This is a genomic window from Paraburkholderia sp. J63, from assembly GCF_905220245.1.
In the GTDB taxonomy this organism is placed as follows: Bacteria; Pseudomonadota; Gammaproteobacteria; order Burkholderiales; family Burkholderiaceae; genus Paraburkholderia.
Map to the genome: position 1 here is coordinate 174450 of NZ_CAJMZF010000001.1, position 22414 is coordinate 196863.

Here is a 22414-nt window from a genome sequence, read left to right on the forward strand (position 1 = left end):
ACGCGGCGCGGCCGCTCATGCCTCTTGCGCGCATTGCTCCATGACGTCGACGAAAATACGTTTGACGGGGCTATCGAGATCGCGCCACGCGAGTCCGATTCCGGTGCGATGATCGCGCAGGTCCAGCGGTCTCGCGACCACTTTGGGCGGCAGCGCCATGGCGGCATGCGTGGGAATCACGCCGATCCCGAGGCCCGCCGAGATCAGCGCGAGCATGGTCGTGTATTCGCCCAATTCCGCCGCAATTTGCAGCGAGACGCGCTGCTGGCGAAACGCCAGCAGCATCTCGTCGTAGAGCCCGGGCGCGTAGCGGCGCGCGAGCACGAACGCGGGGCGGCCACGCAGATCGGCGGGGCGGATCGGCGTCTTGTGCGCGAGCGCGTGATCTTCGGGCACGGCCACCACGAACGGCTCTTGCATGACCTCGCGAATGTCCAGGCCCGTGCCGCTCACCGGCAGCCGGATCAGCCCGAAATCGAGCTTGCCGCCTTGCAGCGCCGCAATCTGCTCGGGCGTGGACATGTCCTTCAATTCGAGCGCGATCATCGGATAGCGCGCGTGCATGGCGCGTATCAGCGCAGGCAGCAGGCGCGGCAGCACCGAGGAAACAAAGGCCACGCGCAGCGTGCCGACTTCCCCGCGCGCCGAGCGTCGCGCCGTCTGCTCCGCGCGCGCCGCCTGATGCAGCGTGGCGCGCGCCTCGGGCAGAAAAATTGCGCCGGTCTCGCTCAGCGCCACGCGGTGGCGGTTGCGCTCGAACAGGCGCACGCCCAGTTCCTCTTCGAGCGCCTTGATCTGCATGCTCAGCGCGGGTTGCACGATGCACAGGCGCTCGGCCGCGCGCCCGAAATGCAGTTCCTCCGCCAGCGCAACGAAGGCGCGCAAGTGCTTCAATTCCATATCGCTCCTTTGTGGCCCGCTATAGCCTGGTATAGCCCGGTTTGTCTGGTGCTTGATTACCCAAGATTCGGATCGTGGTTATCAAGGTTCATGATAACAAGGTCACGAAAGACTATTGGCGTGCGCGGACCGCTTACGGTGAACTCACGAGGAAGCAACATGACACCCGATACGACAATGGAAGAGACACACTACAAGGCACTATCAAGCAGCGAGACAGAGCGGCTGTTCGGCCTGCACGGGCGCCGCGCTTTGATCACGGGCGCCGGACGCGGCATCGGCCTCGCGCTCGCGGGCGGTCTTGCGCGGGCGGGCGCGAGGCTGGTCATCAACGGACGCAATGAAGCGCAGGCCAAGGCCGTGGCCGCGCGGCTGCGCGATGAAGGTTTCGAAGCCGATGTCGCGGTCTTCGACGTCGCCGACGCTGAAGCCGTCACGCGTGCCATCGACGCTATCGAAGCGCGCGTCGGCCCCGTCGACATTCTCGTGAACAACGCGGGCGTTCAGCGCCGCGCGCCGCTCGACCAGTTCGCCGCGAGCGACTGGAATGAACTGATGCGCGTGAATCTGGACGGCGTGTTCCATGTCTCCCAGGCCGTCGCGCGGCACATGCTGCCGCGCGGGCGCGGCAAGATCATCAACATCAGCTCGGTGCAAAGCGCGCTCGCGCGGCCCACGATCGCGCCCTATGCGGCCTCGAAAGGCGCGCTGCGCATGCTCACGCAAGGCATGTGCGCCGACTGGGCGCCGCACGGCATTCAGGTCAACGCGCTCGCGCCGGGCTACTTCGCGACCGACCTCAACCGCGCGCTCGTGGACGACCCCGAGTTCAGCGCCTGGCTGTGCAAGCGCACGCCGGCGGGCCGCTGGGGCCGCGTGGAAGAACTCTGCGGCGCCGCCGTGTTCCTCGCATCGGATGCGTCGAGCTTCGTGAACGGGCAGACGCTCTTCGTGGACGGCGGCCTCACGAGCGTGGTGTGAGCGCCGCGCCTGGGGCAACGCAATCAAGGATCGAACCAGACAATGAAAGCCACCCAACCTGACAATATCGTTGCGAGAGCAACGTTTTCATTGCGCATGATCGCGGCCATGACGCTCGCGTCCGCGCTCGTGCTCGCCCATTCCACGGCGCATGCCGCCGACTGGGTCGTCTCGGGCAACGACGGCAAGTATCAGCGCGTGGAAGGGCGCGATACGTATCTGCCGGATCCGCCGCCCGATACGCTCACCTTGCTCGACGCGAGCCAGTTCCCGCCGCAGGTGAAGGCCACCGTGGAAGTGGAGAACGGCATCCAGGGCCCGCCGCAGGCCGTAGCCGTGACGCCCGATGGCGCACTCGCGCTCGTGGCCGCGCCCACGCGCTACGACGAGGCCGCGAAGAAGCTCGTCATGGACACCTTCCTGCAAGTCGTCGATCTGCACGCCACGCCGCCCACGGTTACGCGCATCGAGCTCGGCACGCATCCGCAGGGCATCGCGATCGACCGTAGCGGGCGTCTCGCGCTCGTGACGGGCGTGGACGGCCGCGTGGCCGTGGTCGGCATCGAGGGCAACACGGCGAAGATCGACGACTGGATCAAGCTCGGCGACAAGCGCCTTGCCGGCGTGAGCTTCACGCACGACGGACGCCATGCGCTCGTCTCGCTGCGCGACGAGCAGGGCGTGGCCGTGCTCGACGTGAACGGCGGCCACGTGAGCGACAGCGGCGTGCGTCTCTCGGCCGGCGTGGCGCCGTACACGATCGACGTGTCGAGCGACGGAAAGTGGGCCGTCGTGAGCGACGTGGGGCTCGCGGGCCTGCCCAATTACAAGGGCAAGCTCGCGGGCGATGCGGACGCGGTCACGCTCATCGACGTCTCGCACGAGCCGTTCCGCGCGGTTCAGCACATCACGGTGCCGTCGTTGCCCGAGGGCGTGGCGATCTCGCCCGATGGCCGCTGGATCGGCGTGCAGGCCATGGACGGCTCGAACCTCACACCCGACAATCCGGGCCGCCACGCGCGCGGCAAGGTCGTGCTGTTCGCGATCCGCAACGGCGAGGCGCACAAGGTGGCCGAGGCGCCGGGCGGCGAGGCCGCGCAGGGGATCGTGTTCACGGCGGACAGCAAATATTTGATCGTGCAATTCAACGTGGAGCACCAGTTGGCGCTTTACGCGGTGAACGGCGGCCATTTGCGCGATACGGGCAAGCGGATCGAGATCAAGGGCGGGCCGTCTTCGCTGCGCACGACGCCGCGGTAGTTGTGCGATTGCGCGGGTTGATCTTGCCCCATAAAAATCTCCACGTGGAGATTTATTGCAAATTTGCCAATTTTCGCCAATAGCCTGGAGAAGAGACCGTCGCGAAATCCTCAGGCCGTGGCCGTAGCGGCCGTCTCGCTCAGCGTCGCGATCGAGCGCAACCGCACCGGCCGCGAAAACGAGATGATCGCGAGCTGCGCGCCGAAGCCGATCAGCACTCCCACGAGGCAACTGCCGATGCCAAAGCGCGTGCTCAGCCACGCGCCGAGCAGGGCGCCCAGCGGCCGCGCGCCGAACGTCGCCATCATGATGACCGAGGAAACGCGCGCGATGAGATGGCCGGGCGTGACGATCTGGCGTAGCGACGTGGTGGAAATGGTCCAGACGATGGGCCCGAAGCCGAACAGAAAGAACGCCGCGAATACGGGCGTTTTCGCATGCGCGAGGGCGCTGCTCGCCATGAGTACGGCCGCGACGGCGGCGCACGACGGGCCGAACAGGATTTGCCGGCCGAACGCGAGCCGCCTCGCCAGGCCTTTGTAGAGGAACGCGCCCGCGACCATGCCGGACCCGTAGACGCCGAGCGCGAAGCCCACTTCCGACGCGTCGAAGGCGAGCCGGTGGATCGCGTACCACGCGAACACGGACAGCAGCAGGAACCACGACGTATTGAACACGAAGGCAGTCGCGACGATGGGGCGCAACCACGGATTGCCGCCGATGAAACGCAGGCCGTCCGCGAGCTCCTGCGCGAGGTGCCGGCCCGAGCGCGCGCGGCGCGCTTCGCGAGGCAGGCGCCCCATGAAGCACGCGCTCGCGAGCGAGAGCACGAACGCGGCGAGGAAGGCCACCCGGCCCGAGCCCCAGCCGGCCAGGATGCCGCCCACCGACGGCCCCGCGGTATAGGCGATGCTGCGCGCGATCTCGAGGCGCCGGTTGGCGGCGAGCAGGTCGCCTGATTCGACGAGCGCGGCAACGAGCGAAGGCGCGGCCACGCTGAACACCACCGTGCCGGTGGCGATGGAGAATCCCAGTGCGCCGAGCGTCACGAGTGTGAGCGCGTGGCGCCAGAAGAGCATGAACAGCACGAAGAGCGCGGCGGCGCGCAGGAGCTCCGTGGCGATCATGAGGTTCTTGCGGCGCACGCGGTCGGCGAACAGACCGGCGGGCAGCGAGAGCAGCAGGAACGGCAGCGTGTTGACGGCCTGCAGCGCAGCGGTTTGCTGCGCCGTCGCGCCGAACGCGACGACGGCGGCGATCGGAATGACGGCGATGGTCATTTGCTCGCTGAACTGCGCGGCGAGGCTCGCGTGCGAGAGACGGCTGACGACGGTGTGCGTTTGCGAATGGTCCATGACCCGGTTCCCGAGGTTGGGCAGATTTACCTGGTAGTGCTTCGCAATGGTGCGTTCGAAGCCGGTCTGCCGAATGGCGCGAATGATGCCGCCTGAGTGCTGGAACCGAGTCTATGGACGGGAAGGGGGAACGGCTATCCGGTTCTTGTGGTTCAATTTCCGGTCATGAAATCCGGGCGCTAAACGCACGCGGCCGGCTGCCGTGCGTTGCGCACCGCGCTCAGAACATATGGCGAATGCCGATGCTCGCGCCCACGGTCGAGCCCGACACTTCGAACAGCGCGTTGTTGATCGAGAGGCCCGTGTCCATGCGTCCGTGGTTGTTCACGTAGCCGACCTGGCCATAGAGCGTCGTGCGCTTCGAGAGGAAGAACTGCACGCCGCTCGAAGCGAGGATCGAGTGATTCGCGCCTTCGTTGCCGTCGCGTGTGTAATAGACGCCCGCGTTCACATTGAGGAAGGGCGTGATGAAATAGCCGAGGCCGCCCGAATAGACGCTGTTGTCGAACGAACCCGCGACCTTGTAGAGCGCATACGAAGCCGAAACCGTGAGGCTGTTTTCGAAGCGATAGCTCGCGCCGATGGTGCGGCCCACGAACTCCACCGTGCTCGGTACGGGCGTGCTGGCCGCGCTGCCGCCCGCATTGCCGTCGTAGAGCGCGGCGCTGAGCGTGAGGCCGCCCAGGTGATAGCGCAGGCTCGCCGAGTACTGGCGGCCCGCCTGGAAGTCGCCCGCCGTGCCGCCGAACGCGAACATGCCTGATGCCTGGAGGCCGCCGATTTCCGGCGACGTATAGGTGATCGCATTGCTGTTGAAGAGGCCCGTGACATAGACGTTGTTCACGTAGCTCACGAGTCCGCTGCCGAAGTACGACATGCCGCGCGGATCGGTGTCGTAAAGCGAGAGGAAGAACGGCGAGTACTGGACGCCGGCCTTGAGCGAGCCATAAGCGCTGTCGAGACCCACCCATGCCTGGCGGCCGAAAAGATTGCCGTTCGAATTGCCGAACTGGCCGTTCGCCACGCTGATGCCGCTTTCGAGCATGAAGACGGCGCGCATGTTGCCGCCCAGGTCTTCCGCGCCGCGCAGGCCGAAGCTCGAACCGGTCATGCCGCTATCGGTGAACGAGAACTGATGCCCGGCGTTCTGGCCGGTCTGCGGGTTCAGGGTGTGGCTGGTGTAGAGCACCGAGCCGTCGACGATGCCGTAGAGCGTCACGCTGCTTTGCGCGCAGGCGGCGCCCGAAATGCCCATCGTCCCCATTGCGGCAACCCCGGCGGCGAGCAGTGTCTTACGGAGCATCTTGCGTTTTGGCATTATGGAATCCTGATTAAATGACGTGGGAGGGAAACAACGGGGTTCAACCGGGTTCGCGTCCTTTTGCGTGCGCGTCAGCGCGCGCGGACGTGGCGCCGGGGCGCCATCCGTACGGCTTGCAGACCTGGCGTGGCAGCGCGAGGTCTGCTTCGACGCGTCACGCGGACGTCGTTACGGGGATTGCAGCAGTAAAACGGAAAAGGATGCCGTGCTGGCGAAGTGGCCAAGGCGCGCGCGGGTACGGCGGCGCGCCGCGAGACGGTTTCGGATGGCGGGTTGATGCGGGTGTTCGTTCACCGATTGTCTCTCCACGAACCAGAGGGAATGGCCAGGGCGTCCGGGGTCTCTCTCAGATCGGGATTATTTTTGTACGGTCGTGCGGAAAGTGTCATCCTGGGGGAAATACTCCCACCGCTTACGTGCTCATCGGCGCTTACCTGTGCTTGCGGCGATGGTCGCCGCACCGTGGCCGTGCACGTTCAACGCAGCGGCGTTCGAGATGCGGCGGCCGCTCAGCAAGGCACGATCACCGGCGGCGCGTCCGCGCCGGCATCGACCATGCGTACGGGGAATCCAAAGCACCGTTCGACCAGGTCCGCACGCATCGTGTCGCGCGGCGCGCCTTGCGCGAGGATCGTGCCGTCGACGAGAAACGCGATCCGGTCCGCGTGGCGCGCGGCCAGGTTAGGGTCGTGGACGATCGCGAGTGCGCCCATCTGCCATTCACGCGCGAGCCGTCGGACCGTCGCGAGCAGGTGATGCTGGTGGGCGAGATCGAGCGCGGCGGTCGGTTCATCGAGCAGCAGATAGCGGGGCGTCACGCCACCGCCCAGGTCTCGCGCTTCGTCTTCGGAGGGCCAGAGCTGGGCGAGCACGCGCGCGAACTGCACACGGGCCAGCTCGCCACCCGAGAGCGTGGTGACGTTACGCCGGGAAAGCGCCGATGCACCGGCGAGATCGAGTGCCTGTCCCGCGATCTCGTAGTCGGCCGTGGACAGCGCACCGGCACGGCGCAGATGCGGATAGCGGCCCAGCAGCACGATTTCTTCGGCGCTGAATGGAAAGGCGGGATGGAAGGCCTGCGGTAGCACCGCGCGCAGGCGCGCGAGCCGCTGCGCGCCGATCGAGTCGAGCCGTTCACCGTTGAGGGTGAGCATGCCGGAGACGCGCGTGGCCCGTGCATGCGCACGTCCCGCGAATTCGCCGGCCAACGCTTTCAACAGCGTGCTCTTGCCTGCGCCGTTGCGACCGAGCAGGACCGATAGCGCGCCGGGCTCGACGCGCATCGACAGGTTTCGCAGGATCGCTGTGTCGCTGTACGACACGCTGAGTCCATCGACCATCAGCATGGCGGGTTCGACTCCTCTTCATTCATGAGATCGGTAGGGGTTACGCCAGCCGGCTCATAGCCCCCGGCGGCCACGGCTCTTGCCCAGCAGGACGAGGAAGAACGGCGCGCCGAGCAGGGCCGTCAAAATGCCGAGCGGGACTTCGGCGGGCGCGGCGAGCGTGCGTGCGGCGAGGTCGGCCAGTACGGTCAGCGTGGCGCCGAGCAGCATGGCGCCCGGCATCACGACGCGTTGATCGGGACCGCAGGCGAGCCGCACGCAATGCGGTGCGACCAAGCCGATGAACCCGATCATCCCCGTGCAGGACACCAGCGCGCCGACGCACATGGCCGATGCAACGAGCACTCGCTGCTTGACCGCATGCACCGGCACGCCGAGGTGGAGCGCTTCGGTTTCGCCGAGTTGAAGGGCATTGAGCGCATGGCGCTGGCGGGCGAGCCAGCCTGCGCCGAGCACGGTCAATGGCAGCACCGCACCAACCATGCCCCAATGCGCGCCGCCGAGGCTGCCGAGGCTCCAGAACGTGAGCGAGCGCAGTTGCGCATCGTCGGCCACATAAGTCAGGAGTCCGATACCTGCGCCGGCGAGCGCGTTGATGGCGATGCCCGCGAGCAGCAGCAACGAAAGTGCGAGCCGTCCGCGCGATGCGGCGAGCCGGTACACGAGCGCCGCGACCGCGAGCGCGCCCGCGAATGCCGCGACGGGAAGCCATCCGAGCGCGACGGCGCCGGGCACGACGAGCGGGCCGAGCACGATCAACGCCGAGGCGCCGAGCGCCGCGCCGCTCGACACGCCGATCAGACCCGGATCGGCGAGCGGGTTGCGCATGAGCGCCTGCAACGCGCTGCCCGCCGTACCGAAGCCGACTCCGACGAGCACCGCGAGCACGACGCGTGGCAGCCTGATAGTCAGGATAACGGAACGAATTTGCTCGATCGCGGCGTCATGTGCAAATGCGGGAGCGGGCCAGAGCGCCTGGAACACCTGCAGCGGCGTGACGCGGTAAGCGCCGGTGCAGACGGCGGCAAGCATCGAGACGATGAGGAGAAGGCTTAGCGTCGCGAGCGGGACCCATGCGGTGCGGCGGCGTCGCGCCGCGCGTTCCGTGGCGGTTGCGGGTGCGAGTCGGCTCGCGGACCGGATCGTGCTCATGCGCTGGCCAGTTTCCGGTGCAGCTCCATGACCGCCTGCGGCAGGCGTGGGCCGAAGCCGAGCAAAAAGAGCGCGTCGAGCGACACGATACGTTGCGCCCGGCCGGCCGGTGTATCCGCGAAGCCGGGCGCGCCGAGCAGCGCTTTCGGCGAGCCCGTTGCGGCGAGGCCCTCGTTGGTGGTCAGCACGATATCGGGGGCCGCCGCGACGAGTGCCTCGGCCGTCAACGGTCGGTAGCCATTGAAGCCCTGCATCGCATTGCTGGCGCCGGCATAGGTCAGCATCGCGTCGGCGGCGGTGCGCTGTCCGGCGACGAGCGCCTGATTGCCCGTGTGGTTCAGGACGAACAGCACGCGCGGCGGTTTGGCGGTGCGCGCCGTTTGCGCGAGCGGCGATGCAGCGACCATGTCGCATGTCGCCTGCCAGTCGCGGTCGAAGCGGGCGCGCAGCGCGGCGCCCGCGTCCGCGGTGTCGAGCGCCGTCGCGATGCCGGCGATCTTCGTGCGCACCGTATCGACATTGTGGCCCTCGGCGAACGTTTGCACGGCCACGCCGGCCTCCTTGATCTGCGAGAGCACGACGGGCGGGCCGGCCTCGGCGGAGGCCAGCACGAGGTCGGGGCGCAACGAAAGCAGCCCTTCCGCGGAGAGCGCGCGCTGATAGCCGACTTTCGGCAACTGGCGCGCGGCTTCGGGAAAGGTGCAGGTCGTATCGGCGCCTACGAGCCGGGCGTTGGCATGCAGCGCGTAGACGATCTCGGCGAGCGCGCCGCCGATCACGACTACGCGACGCGCGTCGCTACGTCGGGCGTCGCTACGCCGGGCGTTGGCGCCCTGCGGCGAGGCCGCATTTGCGAGGCTCGCGCCGGTCAAGCTGGCGAGGCCGCTCGCGCAAAGCGTCGCCGCGCCGAGGCGTCCCACGAACGCGCGCCGTGCGCGATTCACCGAGGCGGCGCTCACGCCAGCGTCTCCCCGCAGTCGAGCGCAGGCAGGCTCGCAGTCAGCTCGCGCCAGCCCTCGAGTTCGGCCGCGCCGGGCTTGCGGGCGCCGAACAGCATCGCCACGTTCTCGCCCTGTGCGTCGAACAGTTCGAGCGACGTGACGATCCCGTCGCTCGTCGGCTTTCTCACGATCCAGGCTTCAACGATCAGGTCTTCGCGCACGTGGAGGTTGAAGCCCGGATCGAGCACGTTGAGCCATGGGCCCATCGAACGTATCGTCTGCACCGGCCCGGTATGGATCTGGATCATCCCGCGATTGCCGACGAACACCATGATCGGCAACTGCGTGGCCGCTGCGCCTTCGAGGACGCGTTTGAGCGCATCGGTCGCGACCGGGTAGGCGAAATCGCGCGCGGCAAGACGCAGCGCCTGGGTGCGCAGGAGTCCGAATTTGCGCAGCATGCCGAAGAACTGATGCGTATCCGTCATCGCCGACCAGGCGTTGCGGAAACCCGCGACGTCGATCGCGGTGTCGGGGAGTGCCGCGGCCGGCGCGGGGGCGGCGGCGACCTCCAGACCCGCCACCTGATCGCGCATGCGCCAGCGGTCCACCAGCGCATCGAAGGCGGCGTGGTCGCTCTGGTCGCGCAGGAATACCTTGTGCACGGCGTGGCCCTGTGCATCGAAGAATTGCAGGCTCTTCATCGTGCCGTGCGCCGTGGCCTCGCGCACCGCGAAGCCCGACGACCAGTTGTTATAGAAGATGCGCAGATCGATCGCCTGGCCCAGCGCGAGGCCAACCGGACCGTCGTGGCTCATCTCCTCGAACGGGCCATCCTTTTCGTGCACGGCGGCCTCGTTGCGCGTGAGCGCCATCACGGCGCCGAGCGCCGGCATCTCTTCGAACAGCTCGACGAAGCGCGGTTCGAGCCGCACGACATGTTCGCCGACGAACGCGGCCAGCGCTTCGCCTTCGCTGACACCGAGCGCCTGCGCGGCTTCGCGGTTGCGAAGCTTTCTTTCGCTCTTGATGCGCAGGAAATCTTCGCGCAGCAGCTGCGGTGCGAGGGGCGTGGTGCGGTTGGCGGCGGGAGTGAGTGAATTCAACATGGCAATTTCCTTTCTTTGCAGGCTCGATAAAGAACTGGCGTAGCGGACAGGCACGGGGTGCGGGTTTCAGAAGTCCATCTTCATGCTGACCGAGACATTGCGGCCCGGCGCCGTATAGGCGTCGAGTACGGGCGACGATTGCGCGATGCCACGTACATCGGACCAGTTCCAGTACTTGCGGTCGAACAGATTGAACACGCCCAGATACGCGACCACGTGCTTGGTGAAGCGATAGCCGCCACGCAGGTCGACGACGAACGAGGAGGGCGGCGTGAAGCATGGAATCGATTGGCGCCGGGCATTGAGGCAGGTGCCGGACGCGATGTCGCTCTGGCTCTTCGCGAGCTGGAACAACAGGTCGGTCTGGACGAACCAGCGCTCGCTGGGCTCGAAGCGCACGCCCAGCACCGCGGAGAAGGGGTTCACCGTGTTGAGCGGCTGGCTCGGCTCGCCTTCGTTCTGCATCGTGCCCTTCGTATAGGCCATGGCCGTCTTGAGCGTGACGCCGTTGGGCATGACCCACTCGGCGCGGCCTTCGAGCCCGTAGATACGCGCCTTCGCAAAGTTCACGTACTGGTAGACGAGCGGATTCGACGGCGTTCCCGCGCCGCCGATGGTGCGCTGGGTAATGAAGTCGTGGTAGTTGCCACCGAAGGCAGCCGTGCTGTAGCGGAGCGTCCCATAGCCGGTGCCGAGCTTGCCGCGCAGGCCCGCTTCGATCGTGTCGCTGGTTTCAGGCTTAAGATCAGGATTGCCAATCGATGTATAGCCGTAAATCGGATTGGCGAAACTGTTATTGACCTGGTCCGGCGTGGGCGTGCGAAAGCCGTGCGCGTACTGCGCATACGGTATCAGCGCAGGCGATATCTGGTACAGCACCGCAAGCCGCGGCGAAAGCGCGTGATCGCTCGTCGAGACTGGCGTGCCCGCGTAGAGCGGATCGCCGGTGCGAGGGCTCAGACGATACGAGTCGAAGCGCAACCCCGGCGTGACCGTGAGCTTGCCATAGCCGATTTCGTCCTGCACGAACGCGCCCAGCAGCGTGTAGTCGGTGTCGGGAAACGCCTTGTTCGGGAACGGCGCTTCGCCGGCGCCGGGCACCGTGCCGTTGCGCAGGTTCTTGACGCGGTCGAGGCTGCCGTCGGCGCCGTAGACGAGCTTGTGCCCGAGCGGCCCGGTCGTGAACGCACTTTCGGCAAAGGCCGAGCCGCCGAACACGTTCTCCGAATACGTGTTGTAGCGGGTACGGGACGGCGAGCTGCCGCGCGTCTCGTTCGAGAACTGATCTTGATAGGAATCCTGATAGTAAAGCTGAAAATGTGCGGCCTGGAGGTAGCGATGGCTACGGTCCGCGAAGTCGTAGTCGAAGCTGTACCGGTTGCGTTCGAGCTTGTTGTTGTCGGTGAGCCCGAGCGTCGTCGGCGGATTGATGGCCGACAGCACGTTCGTGTCGATGCGCTGTTGCACCGTTTCCGCGGTGAACTTGAGCGTGTCGTGCGCAGTGGGCGTCACGACGAGTTTTCCGAGCAGCGACTCCGTGTAGGTATCCTGAGGATTGGCCGTCGTGCGCAGCGTGCTGCCCGAGTTGTTCGAGCCCATCGTATCGGTCTCGTGGCCGCGGCGCCCGTCGGCAATGATCATGCCCTGCACGAGATCGTTGCCGGCCGCGGCGGACACCGTGCCGCCAACGCTGCGGTCCGCGGAGGCATAGCTGGGACGCAGCGAAAAATAGGTCTTCTTGCCATAGATGTCGAGCAGGTCGCGCGGATCCCTGGTGATGAAATTCACCGCGCCTGTGAGGCCGTCGCTACCGTAAAGCGCCGAAGCGGGGCCGCGCAGAATCTCGATGCGTTTGAGCGTGTCGACATCGGCATAGTCGCCGCGGCCCGCTTCGAGCGGGCCGAACGAAAAGGCGCTCGGCAGGCGGATGCCGTCTTCCATCAGCAGGATGCGGTTGCCTTCGAGGCCGCGGATATTGATGCTTGAATCGTTGTCGCGGCCGCCGCCCTGCGCCGCCGACGACGGGCGATACGGCGCGCGCGACACGGTTACGCCTGGCTCGTAGCGCAGGGCGTCCTTGATGTCGTTGGCCTGCTGTTCCTCGATGTCCTCGCTCGTGATGACCGACACGCTTGCGGCCGTGCGGCTGGCCGGTGTGGCGATGCGCGTGGCCGTGACCGTGACGGGGTCGAGTTGATCGTTGCCACCGCGCGCGGCGACGAGCAGGGTAGCCGGCGCCGGCTGCGCGGATGCCGTGGGCGCCGTGAACGGTGCGGCCTCGGAGGCGGCGGTGGGTGCGGCTATACCGGCCGCCTGTCCGGCAGCGGCGTGGATGCTGAAGACGCCAAAGAATGCCGCGGAGAAACGACGCGGTGTCGAATGAAGCGGGTGCAAGAAAGGTTCTCCCAGTCACGAGTTTGAATCGGAAAGCTGGCTGGGCGAACACGGTGCCTGGCTGGCGCGCGCCTGGCATGGACCAATACATGCGGCGCTGACGAGTCTCGGATTGTAATGAGAATTATTATCATATGCAATGGAAATGAAAGAAATACTGGGGCAATGCGCCGAGACAGTGGAGTGCCCAGTTCACGCCGGCTGCGCCAAAATAAAGCGGCGCCCGGGCAGACGCGGACCGTCATCGCCTGGCGGGGCGCGTGAATGCGATCCTGTGGTGGGGCGTGCAGGCGGAACCGGTTGCGTCGGCGATGTGCCTGCTCTTATTTATGTATGAAGGTTGTAGAATGGCGCCGGCTTGTTTTATACCCGTGCCGCTATTCCCGACTTCTCCATTCAGACCATCCGCAGATAATCGATTTGCCCGTGGCCAAACGTTTCTTCGATTTCCCACGCGTTGCCGCCTTGATTGCGCTGTGTGTGCTGCTCGGGCTCACGCATTTGATCGTCGCGCAGTTGCAATTACGAGCGACGATGGCCACGCGTGACCGGTTCGACCACTTCGCCACGGCGACAACGAGCAAAATCCAGACGCAACTGGTGCGCTACGTCGATATATTGCCGGGCCTGCGAGGCCTATGGAATATATCGGGTACGCCGTCGCGCGCGGTGTTTCACGATTATGCGAAATCGCTGAATGTACGCGAGCGTTTTCCCTCTCTCATCCAGGTCAATTTCTGCGACTACATCGAGAAATCGGATACCGCGGCCTACGAGGCTCGCGTGCGAAAGGAGGATAGCGATCCGCACTTTCACGTATTCCCCTCGTGGACCGCGCACGATCACCGATTAGTCGTGCGTCGCGACGATCCCGATAACGGGATCTACAGAGGGCGCGATATCGAAGGTAACTTCCGCTACGACGTCGCGACGCCGACGTACACGTCGAGTGCGCCGTTCACGTCGGGAGAGGCGATCAAGCAACTCGACGGACGAAAAGGTGCGGGCCTCGGCATTCGCCTCGCCTTTTTTCAGGGAGGGCGGACCCCATCCTCATCCGACCGCGAAGCGCGCTTCATCGGCTCAGGCGGTCTTTTCGTCGACGTGACCACCCTGATCAACGAAGCCGTCCCGGCTCAGGAGTGGCAGTTTCTGGCGCTGACACTGCACACGCTGCCGAACGCGGGAGAGCCTGCGGAACCGCTCCGGCGTCAGCTATTTTCCTTTGTCCCGGCGAGCGGGAACGCGCATGACGCGATCTCCGCGCAGCGCACCTTCACGGTCGCGCAGCGCCGCTTCGTGCTGGACTTTTCGGTTCCCGCGGCGTATTTCGACGATCCGATCGGCAGCCATATCGAGTTGATCGGCAACGTGGCGGGAATCGCGGTGAGCATCGCGTTCGCGCTGATGCTCTATCAATTTCTGGCCTCCCATAAGCAGCTGACGACAACCGTCACGCACCAGTCCCAATCGCTCGCCCATAGCGAGCATCGCGTCGAGCGCCTGTTGCAGGAGCGCCTGCAGGCGGAGCAAGAGATCGCCCGCCAGGGCGAACGTCAGAGGCAGCAGATCGGCCGCGAGCTGCACGACGATCTCGGCCAGAGGCTGACCGGCGCATCGCTCCTGCTCGGCAAGCTCGCACATGACTCGCAGAACGGCGCGCGCGACGATACCCGGCATGCAATCGAAAAGATCTCGGCTATCGTCGTCGACAGCATCGACACGATCCGCTCGATGTCTCGCGGCCTCGCGCCGTTCGACGGATCGCCGCACGATCTGGGCGCGGCGTTGCGTGAACTGTGTGCCGAGATCGATCCGCTCCTGCCCGATGGTTGTCATCTCCACAACGGCTTCGACACCGAGCTGCTGAGTCAGGACGAGTCGACACATCTTTACCGGATCGTGCAGGAATCGATGGCCAACGCGCTGCGTCACGGTCATGCGACTCGCATCGACGTGAGCTTGAGCGACAACGAGGGCCGCGTATCGCTGAGCGTCCGCGACAACGGCGTCGGACTGCCCGCCGGCTACGACAGCGACGCACCCGCCGCCTCGGGCCTCGGCCTGCGCAACATCCGCTCGCGGGCTCGACTGCTCGGCATGCACGCGCGCATCCATCGCCGCCCGGAAGGCGGGACGACCGTTGAGGTAAGCTGAGCGGATGACCCAATCCATCGCCAGATCCATCGTATTGATCGACGATCATCCGATCGTGCTCGAAGGTTTGAGCAACCTGCTCAAGTCGGTACCGGACTATCGCGTGCTCGGCACGGCGAGCAACGAGCACGACGGCTTCAATCTAGTGCGCGAATTCCGCCCCGATGTCGTGATCGTCGATCTGGTGCTCGGCGACACGTTCGCGTTGAAACTGATCGAGCGGATTGCCGCTGAATACGCGGAAACGCGCGTGATCTGCATGTCGATGCACTCCGATGCGGCGTATGCGGAGCCGGTCGCGCTGGCGGGGGCGTTGGGCTATATCAACAAGGCCCAGGTGGGACGCACCATCCTCGACGTGATCGCTTCCATTCTGAACGGCAAGCCCCATTTCCCGCCCGAGGTCCAGCTCAATCTGCTGCGGCGAGCGAGAGGCTTGCGAAGCGGACATTCGCCGCTCGCGGCGCTGTCGCCTCGCGAGGTCGAGGTGCTGCATCTGATCGGTCAGGGCATGACCAAGCAGCAGATCGGCGAGCGCATCGGACGCAGCCCGAACACGGTCGAAACCCACCGGTCCAACATCAAGCGCAAGCTGGAACTGCAGTCGAATGCCGAGTTGATCCGCTTCGCGACGCTGAACATGCCCGGCCTCTCGGCCGCGATCCTCTCTGCACCACCATCGGACGCCGCCGATTAGCAGATTGGCGCGCCGCCGCCTATCACTCCCGGGTTGAGTGCAAATCAACTCCGGGGGCGATGTCCCCAACGTTCCGATCGTCCTAACATCCCGACGTGCGCAATCAGTGTGTGATCGCCCGGCGGCCGCGTGGTGCGCCGGCGATCCGCTTACACGTCTTGCGCAACCGCCATCCACAGGCAACGGCTTGTCAGGCCGAAACATCGAATTCAACCAACGGGAACGGGGAATGAAGAAGTCGCTTCCAGCAGTCTTGAGTGTTTGCGCGGCGCTTGCGGCATGTGGCGGTGGGGGAGACGGCAACGACAATGGCAGCGGCGGTGCCGGGACGGGCGCATTGCAGCCTTATTCCGTTGCCTATACCGATTACAACGCCAGCGCCGGGGTCTCGGGAACCCCCTGGAATGGGGCATCGTTCATCGACAACATGCCGACGAAAACCAGTACCCAGACGTTGACCCAAAGCGGCTGGACCGGCCAGATCACCTATGGGGCGCCGGGAACCACGAGCACCATTCAGGTCAACAACACAGCGCTCGCGAACACGAGCCCGATCAGCGTGGCGGGCAGCGCTTCACCGCGTTTATTCGATCCCTATGGGGCAACGGGCACGCCGCTGGGCACCAACACCGAACCGAATCTCGACGGCGCGTTCGAGATCTGCGGCGCGGCGTCTGCGGGCAGCATCAGCGATAACGGCTACGCGGCCACCGACGTTCTGATTACCGGCAGCGCCACCCAGATCCTGGCCGTGAGCGAACTGGCCGGAAAAAGCTTCGTATTCAATCAGTACTGCGATCCAGTCAATCAGGCCGGCCCGCAAACATTGACCTTCGATTCGGCCGGCAATGCGAATTTCAGTCTCTATACCGGATCGACCAATTCCGGACCGCTAACGCCGGTTCAGGTTTCGGCCGCATCGTTTCAGAGTGCAATGAATGGCACGCCTTATACCGACACGCAAGCGGGCAGTACGCTCTGGACGGTATACCGCTTCATCACGGCGACGAATACGCTGAAGTACGTCATTGTGGAACGCGGAACGGCGGACGGAAATTACATCGGCATGTGGTACTGAGACAATTCGAAGGAATCAAATGGGTACGCTCCTTGCACTGATCTTCTTTTGCGCGTTCGTCGTTCTTCCGGTGTGGACGGTATTCCGGAAGCGCGACCTGAAACAACAGGTGTTGCAGGCCGCCGGTCTCGCCGATGGCCAAGGTTACGCATTCTTTTACGGGCAAAGTGGCATCGCGCTCAATCCGCTGACCAGGACCGTCGTTGTCGCGTCGAAATGGCGAGTCAAGCATTATCCGTTCAGTGACATCCGTAGCTGGGCAGCGAGCAAGGTCGATGCGGGCCAACCGCACATGACGGCGTTCGGCGGCGTCAGCGGGGCGCTGCAGAACACGGGCAACGCGATGCTGGCGAAAGCGAAGGCCGATGCAGCGAGCGGCTTCTTCGTGACCGTCAAGGACATCGACGATCCAAAGTGGCACGTCCAGATGATCAAGGAGCGCGATCAGGCGCGCTGGATGGAGATCTTCCGGCAGGAGATCAACGAAAAGCCCTGATGTGCGGCGTTCGGCGCTTTCATGCTGTGCCGGATTCCTGCAGGCGTGCGGCAAGAGAAAGCGGAAGCAAGAGTTAGGCGATCGGAACTGTCCGAGCGGGCGGGCGTCGCGTGTGGCGCGGCATCGATGAGAATCGGCTCATACGGCCGCTCGCGGCCCTTATGGCGCTCTACGCCGCCCGCTGCGACTATCTCGTGAACCAACCATGCATCGTATTCCTGCCCGCTCCCGCACGATCCACGGCGTCACCATCGGCATCCTGATGCTCGACACCGGCTTCCAGCGCCTGCCCGGCGATATCGGGCACGGCGCGACGTGGCGCTTCCCCGTGCAGTACGGCCTCGTGAGCGGTGTCACGGCCCCCGACGTCATGGCCGCGACCGGCGGCGACGCGCAAGCCGCCGAAGCCCTGATTGAACGCTTCGCCGCTGCCGCCGCGCAGCTCGTCGCGCTCGGCGTGGAGGGCATCACGACCAGTTGCGGATTTCTCGTCGCTTTTCAGCAGGCGCTGGCGGAGCGCTGCGCCGTGCCTGTCGCGACCTCGGCGCTGTTGCAGATTCCGGCCGTATCCGCGTTGCTGCCCGCACGCCAGCGCGTCGGCATCCTTACCGTGCGCAAATCCGCGTTGACGGCGCAGCATCTGCTGGCCGCTCATGCGCCGGCCGATCTGCCCGTTGCCGGCCTTCGCGAGGACAGCCGCTTCCTCAGCAACAGCATGAATAACGCGCCGAGCGTCGATTTCGACGAACAGGCCAGCGATGTGCTCGAGTGCGCCGAGCGGTTGCTCACCGCTCATCCGGACGTCGGGGCGATCGTCAGCGAGTGCACTAATTTCGCGCCTTATTCGGCGCTCGTCAGCGAGCGTTTCGGTGTGCCGGTATTCGATATCGTTACGATGATCGAATGGCTTCATGCGGGCTTGCGGCCCAGGCGATTTACACCGGAGTCCTATGGATTGCGCTGATTCGCACTTGCCCGCGCATTACATTTCCCAGTAATGATCCTGCCTGAACAGATCGGTATAAAAATCGAGGAACGCACGCACCTTGGACGAGACCGTTTTCTTGCGTGGATAGACGCCCCATATGGCGGGGCTCGAATTCGTCGCCTGACCTTCCCAGTCCGGCAGCAGGCGCACCAGTCGTCCGGCGCGCAGCGGCTCGCCGATCGCCCATAGCGGCAGCAGCGCGGCGCCGCAGCCGGTGATCGCGAGATCGAGGATCGCCTCCATGTTGTTCGCGCGCAGGCGGCCGTGCAGCTTGACTTCGACGGCATCTTCCTGCTCGTCGGCCCCGGATTGGGGGGCGAGGAGCCATGAGTCGTCGCCGGCGATCGCAAAGCGTATGGCCGGATGCGCTTGAAGATCGGCCGGCCGCGCAGGCATCCCGTAACGGCGCACGTGATCGGGGCTCGCACAAACCACGCATGGATGGCTCGCGAGGCGACGCGCCATCAGTTGCGAGTTGGGCAGCACGCCCACGCGGATCGCGACGTCGATGCCTGTGGCGACGAAATTCACGATCTCGTCGGTGATGATGACGTCCACGTCGATATGCGGATACCGTTTCGTGAATTCCGCCAGATGAGCGACGACATGGCGGCGGCCGAACGCGGTCGGCATCGTCACGCGCAGCAAGCCCTGCGGCGAAGCATTGAGCGACGACGTTGCCGCGCACGCTTCGTCGAGCATCCGCACGGCGGCCGCGCCTTGCTCACGGAACACGCGGCCGCCTTCGGTCAGGGCGAGTCCGCGCGTGGAGCGGTTAAAGAGCGCGATGCCGAGATCGCGCTCCAGTTCGGCGATATGACGCGAAACGGTTGAGGTCTTGACGTTGAGTTGGTCCGCGGCCTTGTTGAAGCTTCCAAGATCCGCGGCATACAGGAACGCGCGCACGGCGGCGAAGTAATCCATAAACAGACTTTCCGGGGCAGCTATTGGGTGTCCTGCGGGGTGTCCTGCGTCCGCCGGCCGACCCGATGCGCCCATTGTGCGAGGCGGTTGACTCTCATTGGCGGCGCGCGAGGGCAGGACCATGCGTCTGCGCACGAACCTTGGCGACCGCGTTGGCGTCGACGGGTGGCGCGTGATTGCCCCAGCTCGACCGGATAAACGTGACGACGTCTGAGACCTCGGCGTCGCTGAGACGTTCACCGAAAGGTGGCATCGTGAACTGCGTGGGAACGCGCGTAGTACCGACCTCGGTATTGCCGTTGAGCACGATGTTGATCAGCGAGGTCGGGTCCTTTGCGTTGACGACCGGATTGCCGGCGAGGGCGGGAAAGGTGTCCCGATAGCCCTTGCCCGACGAGAGGTGACAGGCCGCGCAGCTATTCAGGTAATCGATCGCACCGCGCGCGCTCACGTCGCCCTTCGCGAGCGCGGCGCCGGCAGTGCTTGCATACGCGTAGTGCTCCGCCGATGGATGGGCGGGCAGCGACTTCAGGTAGGTGGCGACTGCGAGCAGATCGGTGTCGCCCAGGTACTGCGAACTGTGCTCGACGACGTCGCGCATGCCACCGAACGCAGCCGTTTGCGCGTTGCGCCCCGTGCGCAGAAACTCGACGATATCGGTCTTGCTCCACTGGCCGAGTCCGGTCAGGTCGTCGCCGCGCAAATTGTTCGCGACGTAATGGTCGATGACGCCACCGGCGAGGTAGTCGGGGCCGTCCGCGTCGCCGAGGGCTTTCTCCTGGAGGCCGACGCCACGCGGCGTATGACAACTGCCGCAATGCATGAGTCCTTCGACGAGATAGCGCCCACGTTCGAGCAGCGCTGCGTCATGCGCGGCCCCGGCATCCGCTGCACCGCCGATGTCTGGCTGTGCGAGCGGCAGTACTTTCGGCGCGAAAGCCCAGCGCCAGTAAGTAAGCGGCCAGCGCATCGAGAGCGGCCAGGGAATATCGGGCTTGCGGTCCGGCGCGTGAACGGGCGTGACGCCGTGCATGAAGTACGCGTAGAGCGCCCGCACGTCGTCGTCGCTCACGTGGGCGTACGACGGATAGGGCATCGCGGGGTACAGCGGGCTGCCATCGGCACGGATACCGCGGCGCAGCGCGCGTTCGAAGTCGCGAAGCGTATAGCGTCCGATACCGGTCTCGGCGTCGGGCGTGATGTTGGTGGTGTAGACGGCGCCGATGGGCGTCGCGATCGAAAGGCCGCCCGCGAACGGCTTGCCGTCCTTCACGCTATGGCACGCTGCGCAATCGCCGAGTACGGCCAGATAAGCGCCGCGCCGGATGAGCGCGGTGTCGGCGACGGTATCGGCCGCCGCTTGTTCGAATGCCCGATCGTCACCACCGTGGCCGCCGAATAGCGCCGCGACGATCCATGCGCACGCAACGATCATCACGGCGAGCGCGACGAGACCGGCGATGATGGTCCCCGGCCGGAGCGTAGTCTTCATGGCTACGCTCCTCACGCCTGCACGAGCGCGCCGGGACGCTTGAGATACTGTGTCCGTATCGCGTCGGCGGCGAAGTAGGCCAGCGCGCCCACCAGGCCGGTCGGGTTGTAGCCGATGCCCTGCGGAAACGCCGAGGCGCCCATCACGAAGAGGTTCGGCACGTCCCAGCTCTGCAGGTAGCGGTTCAGCGCGCTCGATTGCGGGTCGGCGCCCGTGATGACGCCGCCGGCCGTGTGTGTCGTCTGGTATTCGCGCACGTTGAAATGTTCGCCGGGCGCGCGGATGCGCGTCGAATGCGATTTCGGATTCATCTTCGCCACGATCTCGAGCGCGCGGTCCGTGACGAAGCGGGTCATCCGGTATTCGTTGTCGTGCCAGTCGAAGGTCATGCGCAGGAGCGGCATGCCCAGCGAGTCGCGATAAGTCGGATCGAGGTCGAGATACGCGTCGCGGTACGACATGACCGAGCCGTGCGCGACGACGTTTGTCGTGTGGAGATAATGGTCCTTTGCCGCGCGCTTCCATTGCGCGCCCCACGCCGGCGTGCCGGGCGGCACGGCGAGTTGCTGGATTGGCCGGCCGCCCGTTTGTCCGCCGATGATGTACGCGCCGCCGAGGAAGCCGTGCGGACCGTGGTCGAAGTGGTCCGAGTTGAATTCGTCGACGATCTGCGAGCCGCCCGCGCCCGCGGCCATGAACGGATTGATCGGCACGTCCTTGTCGTAGAAGACCGACGTCGAGCTCATCATCTGATAGGCGAAGTTCTTGCCGATCACGCCCTTGCCGGTCGCCGGGTCGTAGGGCTTGCCGATGCCTGAGAGCAGCATCAGCCGCACGTTGTTGAGCTGAAACGACGAGAGGATCACGAGTTCGGCCGGCTGGAATACCTCGTTGCCGGCGCCGTCGATATAGGTGACGCCGGTAGCGCGCTTGCCGCTCGAATCCATATTGATCTTCACGACATGGCTCTGCGTGCGCAGCTCGAAGTTCGGCTTGCGCATGAGTGCCGGGAGGATCGTGGTTTGCGGAGACCCCTTCGAATAGAGAAAGCAGCCAAAGCGCTCGCAGAAGCCGCACAGGTTGCATGGGCCGAGGCGCACGCCATAGAAGTTCGTGTAGGGCTCTGAGCAGTTCGCGCTCGGCTGCGGGAACGGATGGTAGCCCAGCTCGCGCGCGGCGTTGGCGAACAGCCTGGCCGCGTACTGATCGGCGACGGGCGGCGTCGGGTAAGGGCGCGAGCGCGGCCCTTCGAACGGGTTGCCGCCGGGCATGATCCGGCCTTGCAGGTTGCCGGCCTGGCCCGAGGTGCCGTTCAGATATTCGAAGCGATCGAAATACGGCTCCAGCTCGTTCCAGGTGACGTCGTAGTCCTGGATCGTCATGTCCGCGGGCAGGAACCGCGCGCCATAGCGCTCGATGTTGTGCGAGCGGAACTTCATGTCCTCGGGCGACGGCCGGTAAAGCTGGCCGTTCCAGTGCACGCCGGCGCCGCCCACGTTGTCGGGCAGCAGGAACGCATTGTATTGACGGTAGGGGACGGCGGTGTCGCCGGCCGCGTGGCGCACCGTCACGGTTTCGAGCGAGAGCCGGCGGAACAGCTCGCCGCGGATACCGTATTTCAGCTCGTCGACGGCCTTCGGATACGTGTAGTCGGGCGAGGTATCGCGATTGTGCCCGCGTTCGAGCGCCACTACATCGAGGCCCTCGCTGGCCAGCTCCATGGCGAGGATCGACCCGGTCCAACCGAGCCCGATCACGACGACGTCTGCGGGTTTCATCGATTTTGTCATGCGGTATTTCTTGGCCTTTGCTCTCAGGTTCTG

At 65.3% G+C, this 22414-nt stretch carries 18 protein-coding genes; 7 read left to right on the plus strand and 11 right to left on the minus strand.

Annotated features, from left to right (window positions below):
- Positions 1-15 precede the first annotated feature (15 nt).
- Positions 16-900, minus strand: coding sequence for a LysR family transcriptional regulator (locus tag U5775_RS00795; protein ID WP_322056213.1), 885 nt, complete (start codon positions 898-900; stop codon positions 16-18).
- A 177-nt stretch (positions 901-1077) separates the two neighbouring features.
- Here U5775_RS00795 and U5775_RS00800 point away from each other — a divergent pair, with 177 nt between their 5' ends.
- The gene (locus U5775_RS00800) at positions 1078-1881 is read left to right on the plus strand and encodes a glucose 1-dehydrogenase (RefSeq protein WP_322056508.1); all 804 of its coding nucleotides are present in this window, start codon (positions 1078-1080) and stop codon (positions 1879-1881) included.
- A gap of 42 nt (positions 1882-1923) precedes the next feature.
- Positions 1924-3141 (plus strand): YncE family protein, encoded by a 1218-nt coding sequence (locus U5775_RS00805; protein ID WP_322056214.1) that lies wholly within the window; start codon positions 1924-1926, stop codon positions 3139-3141.
- Positions 3142-3251: 110 nt separating this feature from the next.
- On the opposite strand, the gene U5775_RS00810 is transcribed toward U5775_RS00805, so the two are convergent.
- The 7 genes from U5775_RS00810 to U5775_RS00840 all read right to left on the minus strand — a co-directional run bounded on the left by U5775_RS00810 (position 3252) and on the right by U5775_RS00840 (position 12759).
- Entirely contained in the window at positions 3252-4496 is a 1245-nt protein-coding gene (locus tag U5775_RS00810; protein WP_322056215.1) for an MFS transporter, read from the minus strand.
- Between the two features lie 220 nt (positions 4497-4716).
- The gene (locus U5775_RS00815) at positions 4717-5814 is read right to left on the minus strand and encodes a porin (protein ID WP_415913486.1); all 1098 of its coding nucleotides are present in this window, start codon (positions 5812-5814) and stop codon (positions 4717-4719) included.
- 512 nt (positions 5815-6326) lie between these two features.
- Positions 6327-7163, minus strand: a complete 837-nt coding sequence (locus U5775_RS00820) for a heme ABC transporter ATP-binding protein (RefSeq protein ID WP_322056216.1) — start codon at positions 7161-7163, stop codon at positions 6327-6329.
- Positions 7164-7217: 54 nt separating this feature from the next.
- Complete coding sequence (locus tag U5775_RS00825; protein ID WP_322056217.1) at positions 7218-8315, minus strand: iron ABC transporter permease; 1098 nt, start codon at positions 8313-8315, stop codon at positions 7218-7220.
- Positions 8312-9235: a heme/hemin ABC transporter substrate-binding protein gene (locus U5775_RS00830; protein ID WP_415913495.1), complete on the minus strand. Its 924-nt coding sequence runs from the start codon at positions 9233-9235 to the stop codon at positions 8312-8314. The genes U5775_RS00825 and U5775_RS00830 overlap by 4 nt, the downstream gene beginning before the upstream one ends.
- A gap of 35 nt (positions 9236-9270) precedes the next feature.
- The gene (locus tag U5775_RS00835) at positions 9271-10365 is read right to left on the minus strand and encodes a hemin-degrading factor (protein WP_322056219.1); all 1095 of its coding nucleotides are present in this window, start codon (positions 10363-10365) and stop codon (positions 9271-9273) included.
- A gap of 66 nt (positions 10366-10431) precedes the next feature.
- Complete coding sequence (locus U5775_RS00840; protein WP_322056220.1) at positions 10432-12759, minus strand: TonB-dependent hemoglobin/transferrin/lactoferrin family receptor; 2328 nt, start codon at positions 12757-12759, stop codon at positions 10432-10434.
- Positions 12760-13185: 426 nt separating this feature from the next.
- Here U5775_RS00840 and U5775_RS00845 point away from each other — a divergent pair, with 426 nt between their 5' ends.
- The 5 genes from U5775_RS00845 (at position 13186) to U5775_RS00865 (ending at position 18151) form a co-directional block, all read left to right on the plus strand.
- Positions 13186-14916 (plus strand): ATP-binding protein, encoded by a 1731-nt coding sequence (locus tag U5775_RS00845; protein WP_322056221.1) that lies wholly within the window; start codon positions 13186-13188, stop codon positions 14914-14916.
- A gap of 4 nt (positions 14917-14920) precedes the next feature.
- The gene (locus U5775_RS00850; protein WP_322056222.1) at positions 14921-15613 is read left to right on the plus strand and encodes a response regulator transcription factor; all 693 of its coding nucleotides are present in this window, start codon (positions 14921-14923) and stop codon (positions 15611-15613) included.
- 229 nt (positions 15614-15842) lie between these two features.
- Positions 15843-16691: a hypothetical protein gene (locus U5775_RS00855; RefSeq protein WP_322056223.1), complete on the plus strand. Its 849-nt coding sequence runs from the start codon at positions 15843-15845 to the stop codon at positions 16689-16691.
- Between the two features lie 109 nt (positions 16692-16800).
- The gene (locus tag U5775_RS00860; protein ID WP_322056224.1) at positions 16801-17187 is read left to right on the plus strand and encodes a DUF4755 domain-containing protein; all 387 of its coding nucleotides are present in this window, start codon (positions 16801-16803) and stop codon (positions 17185-17187) included.
- 205 nt (positions 17188-17392) lie between these two features.
- Positions 17393-18151 carry an aspartate/glutamate racemase family protein gene (locus U5775_RS00865; RefSeq protein ID WP_322056225.1) on the plus strand — a complete coding sequence of 253 codons (759 nt, stop codon included), beginning with the start codon at positions 17393-17395 and terminating at the stop codon, positions 18149-18151.
- Positions 18152-18169: 18 nt separating this feature from the next.
- Here the strand turns inward: U5775_RS00865 and U5775_RS00870 are convergent, their stop codons facing one another.
- From U5775_RS00870 to U5775_RS00880, 3 genes are all read right to left on the minus strand, one after another.
- Positions 18170-19099 (minus strand): LysR family transcriptional regulator, encoded by a 930-nt coding sequence (locus U5775_RS00870; RefSeq protein ID WP_322056226.1) that lies wholly within the window; start codon positions 19097-19099, stop codon positions 18170-18172.
- A 94-nt stretch (positions 19100-19193) separates the two neighbouring features.
- Positions 19194-20591, minus strand: coding sequence for a c-type cytochrome (locus tag U5775_RS00875; RefSeq protein WP_322056227.1), 1398 nt, complete (start codon positions 20589-20591; stop codon positions 19194-19196).
- Between the two features lie 11 nt (positions 20592-20602).
- A complete protein-coding gene (locus tag U5775_RS00880) occupies positions 20603-22381 on the minus strand; it encodes a GMC family oxidoreductase (RefSeq protein WP_415913487.1) in 1779 nt (592 codons plus the stop codon).
- Positions 22382-22414: the final 33 nt, after the last annotated feature.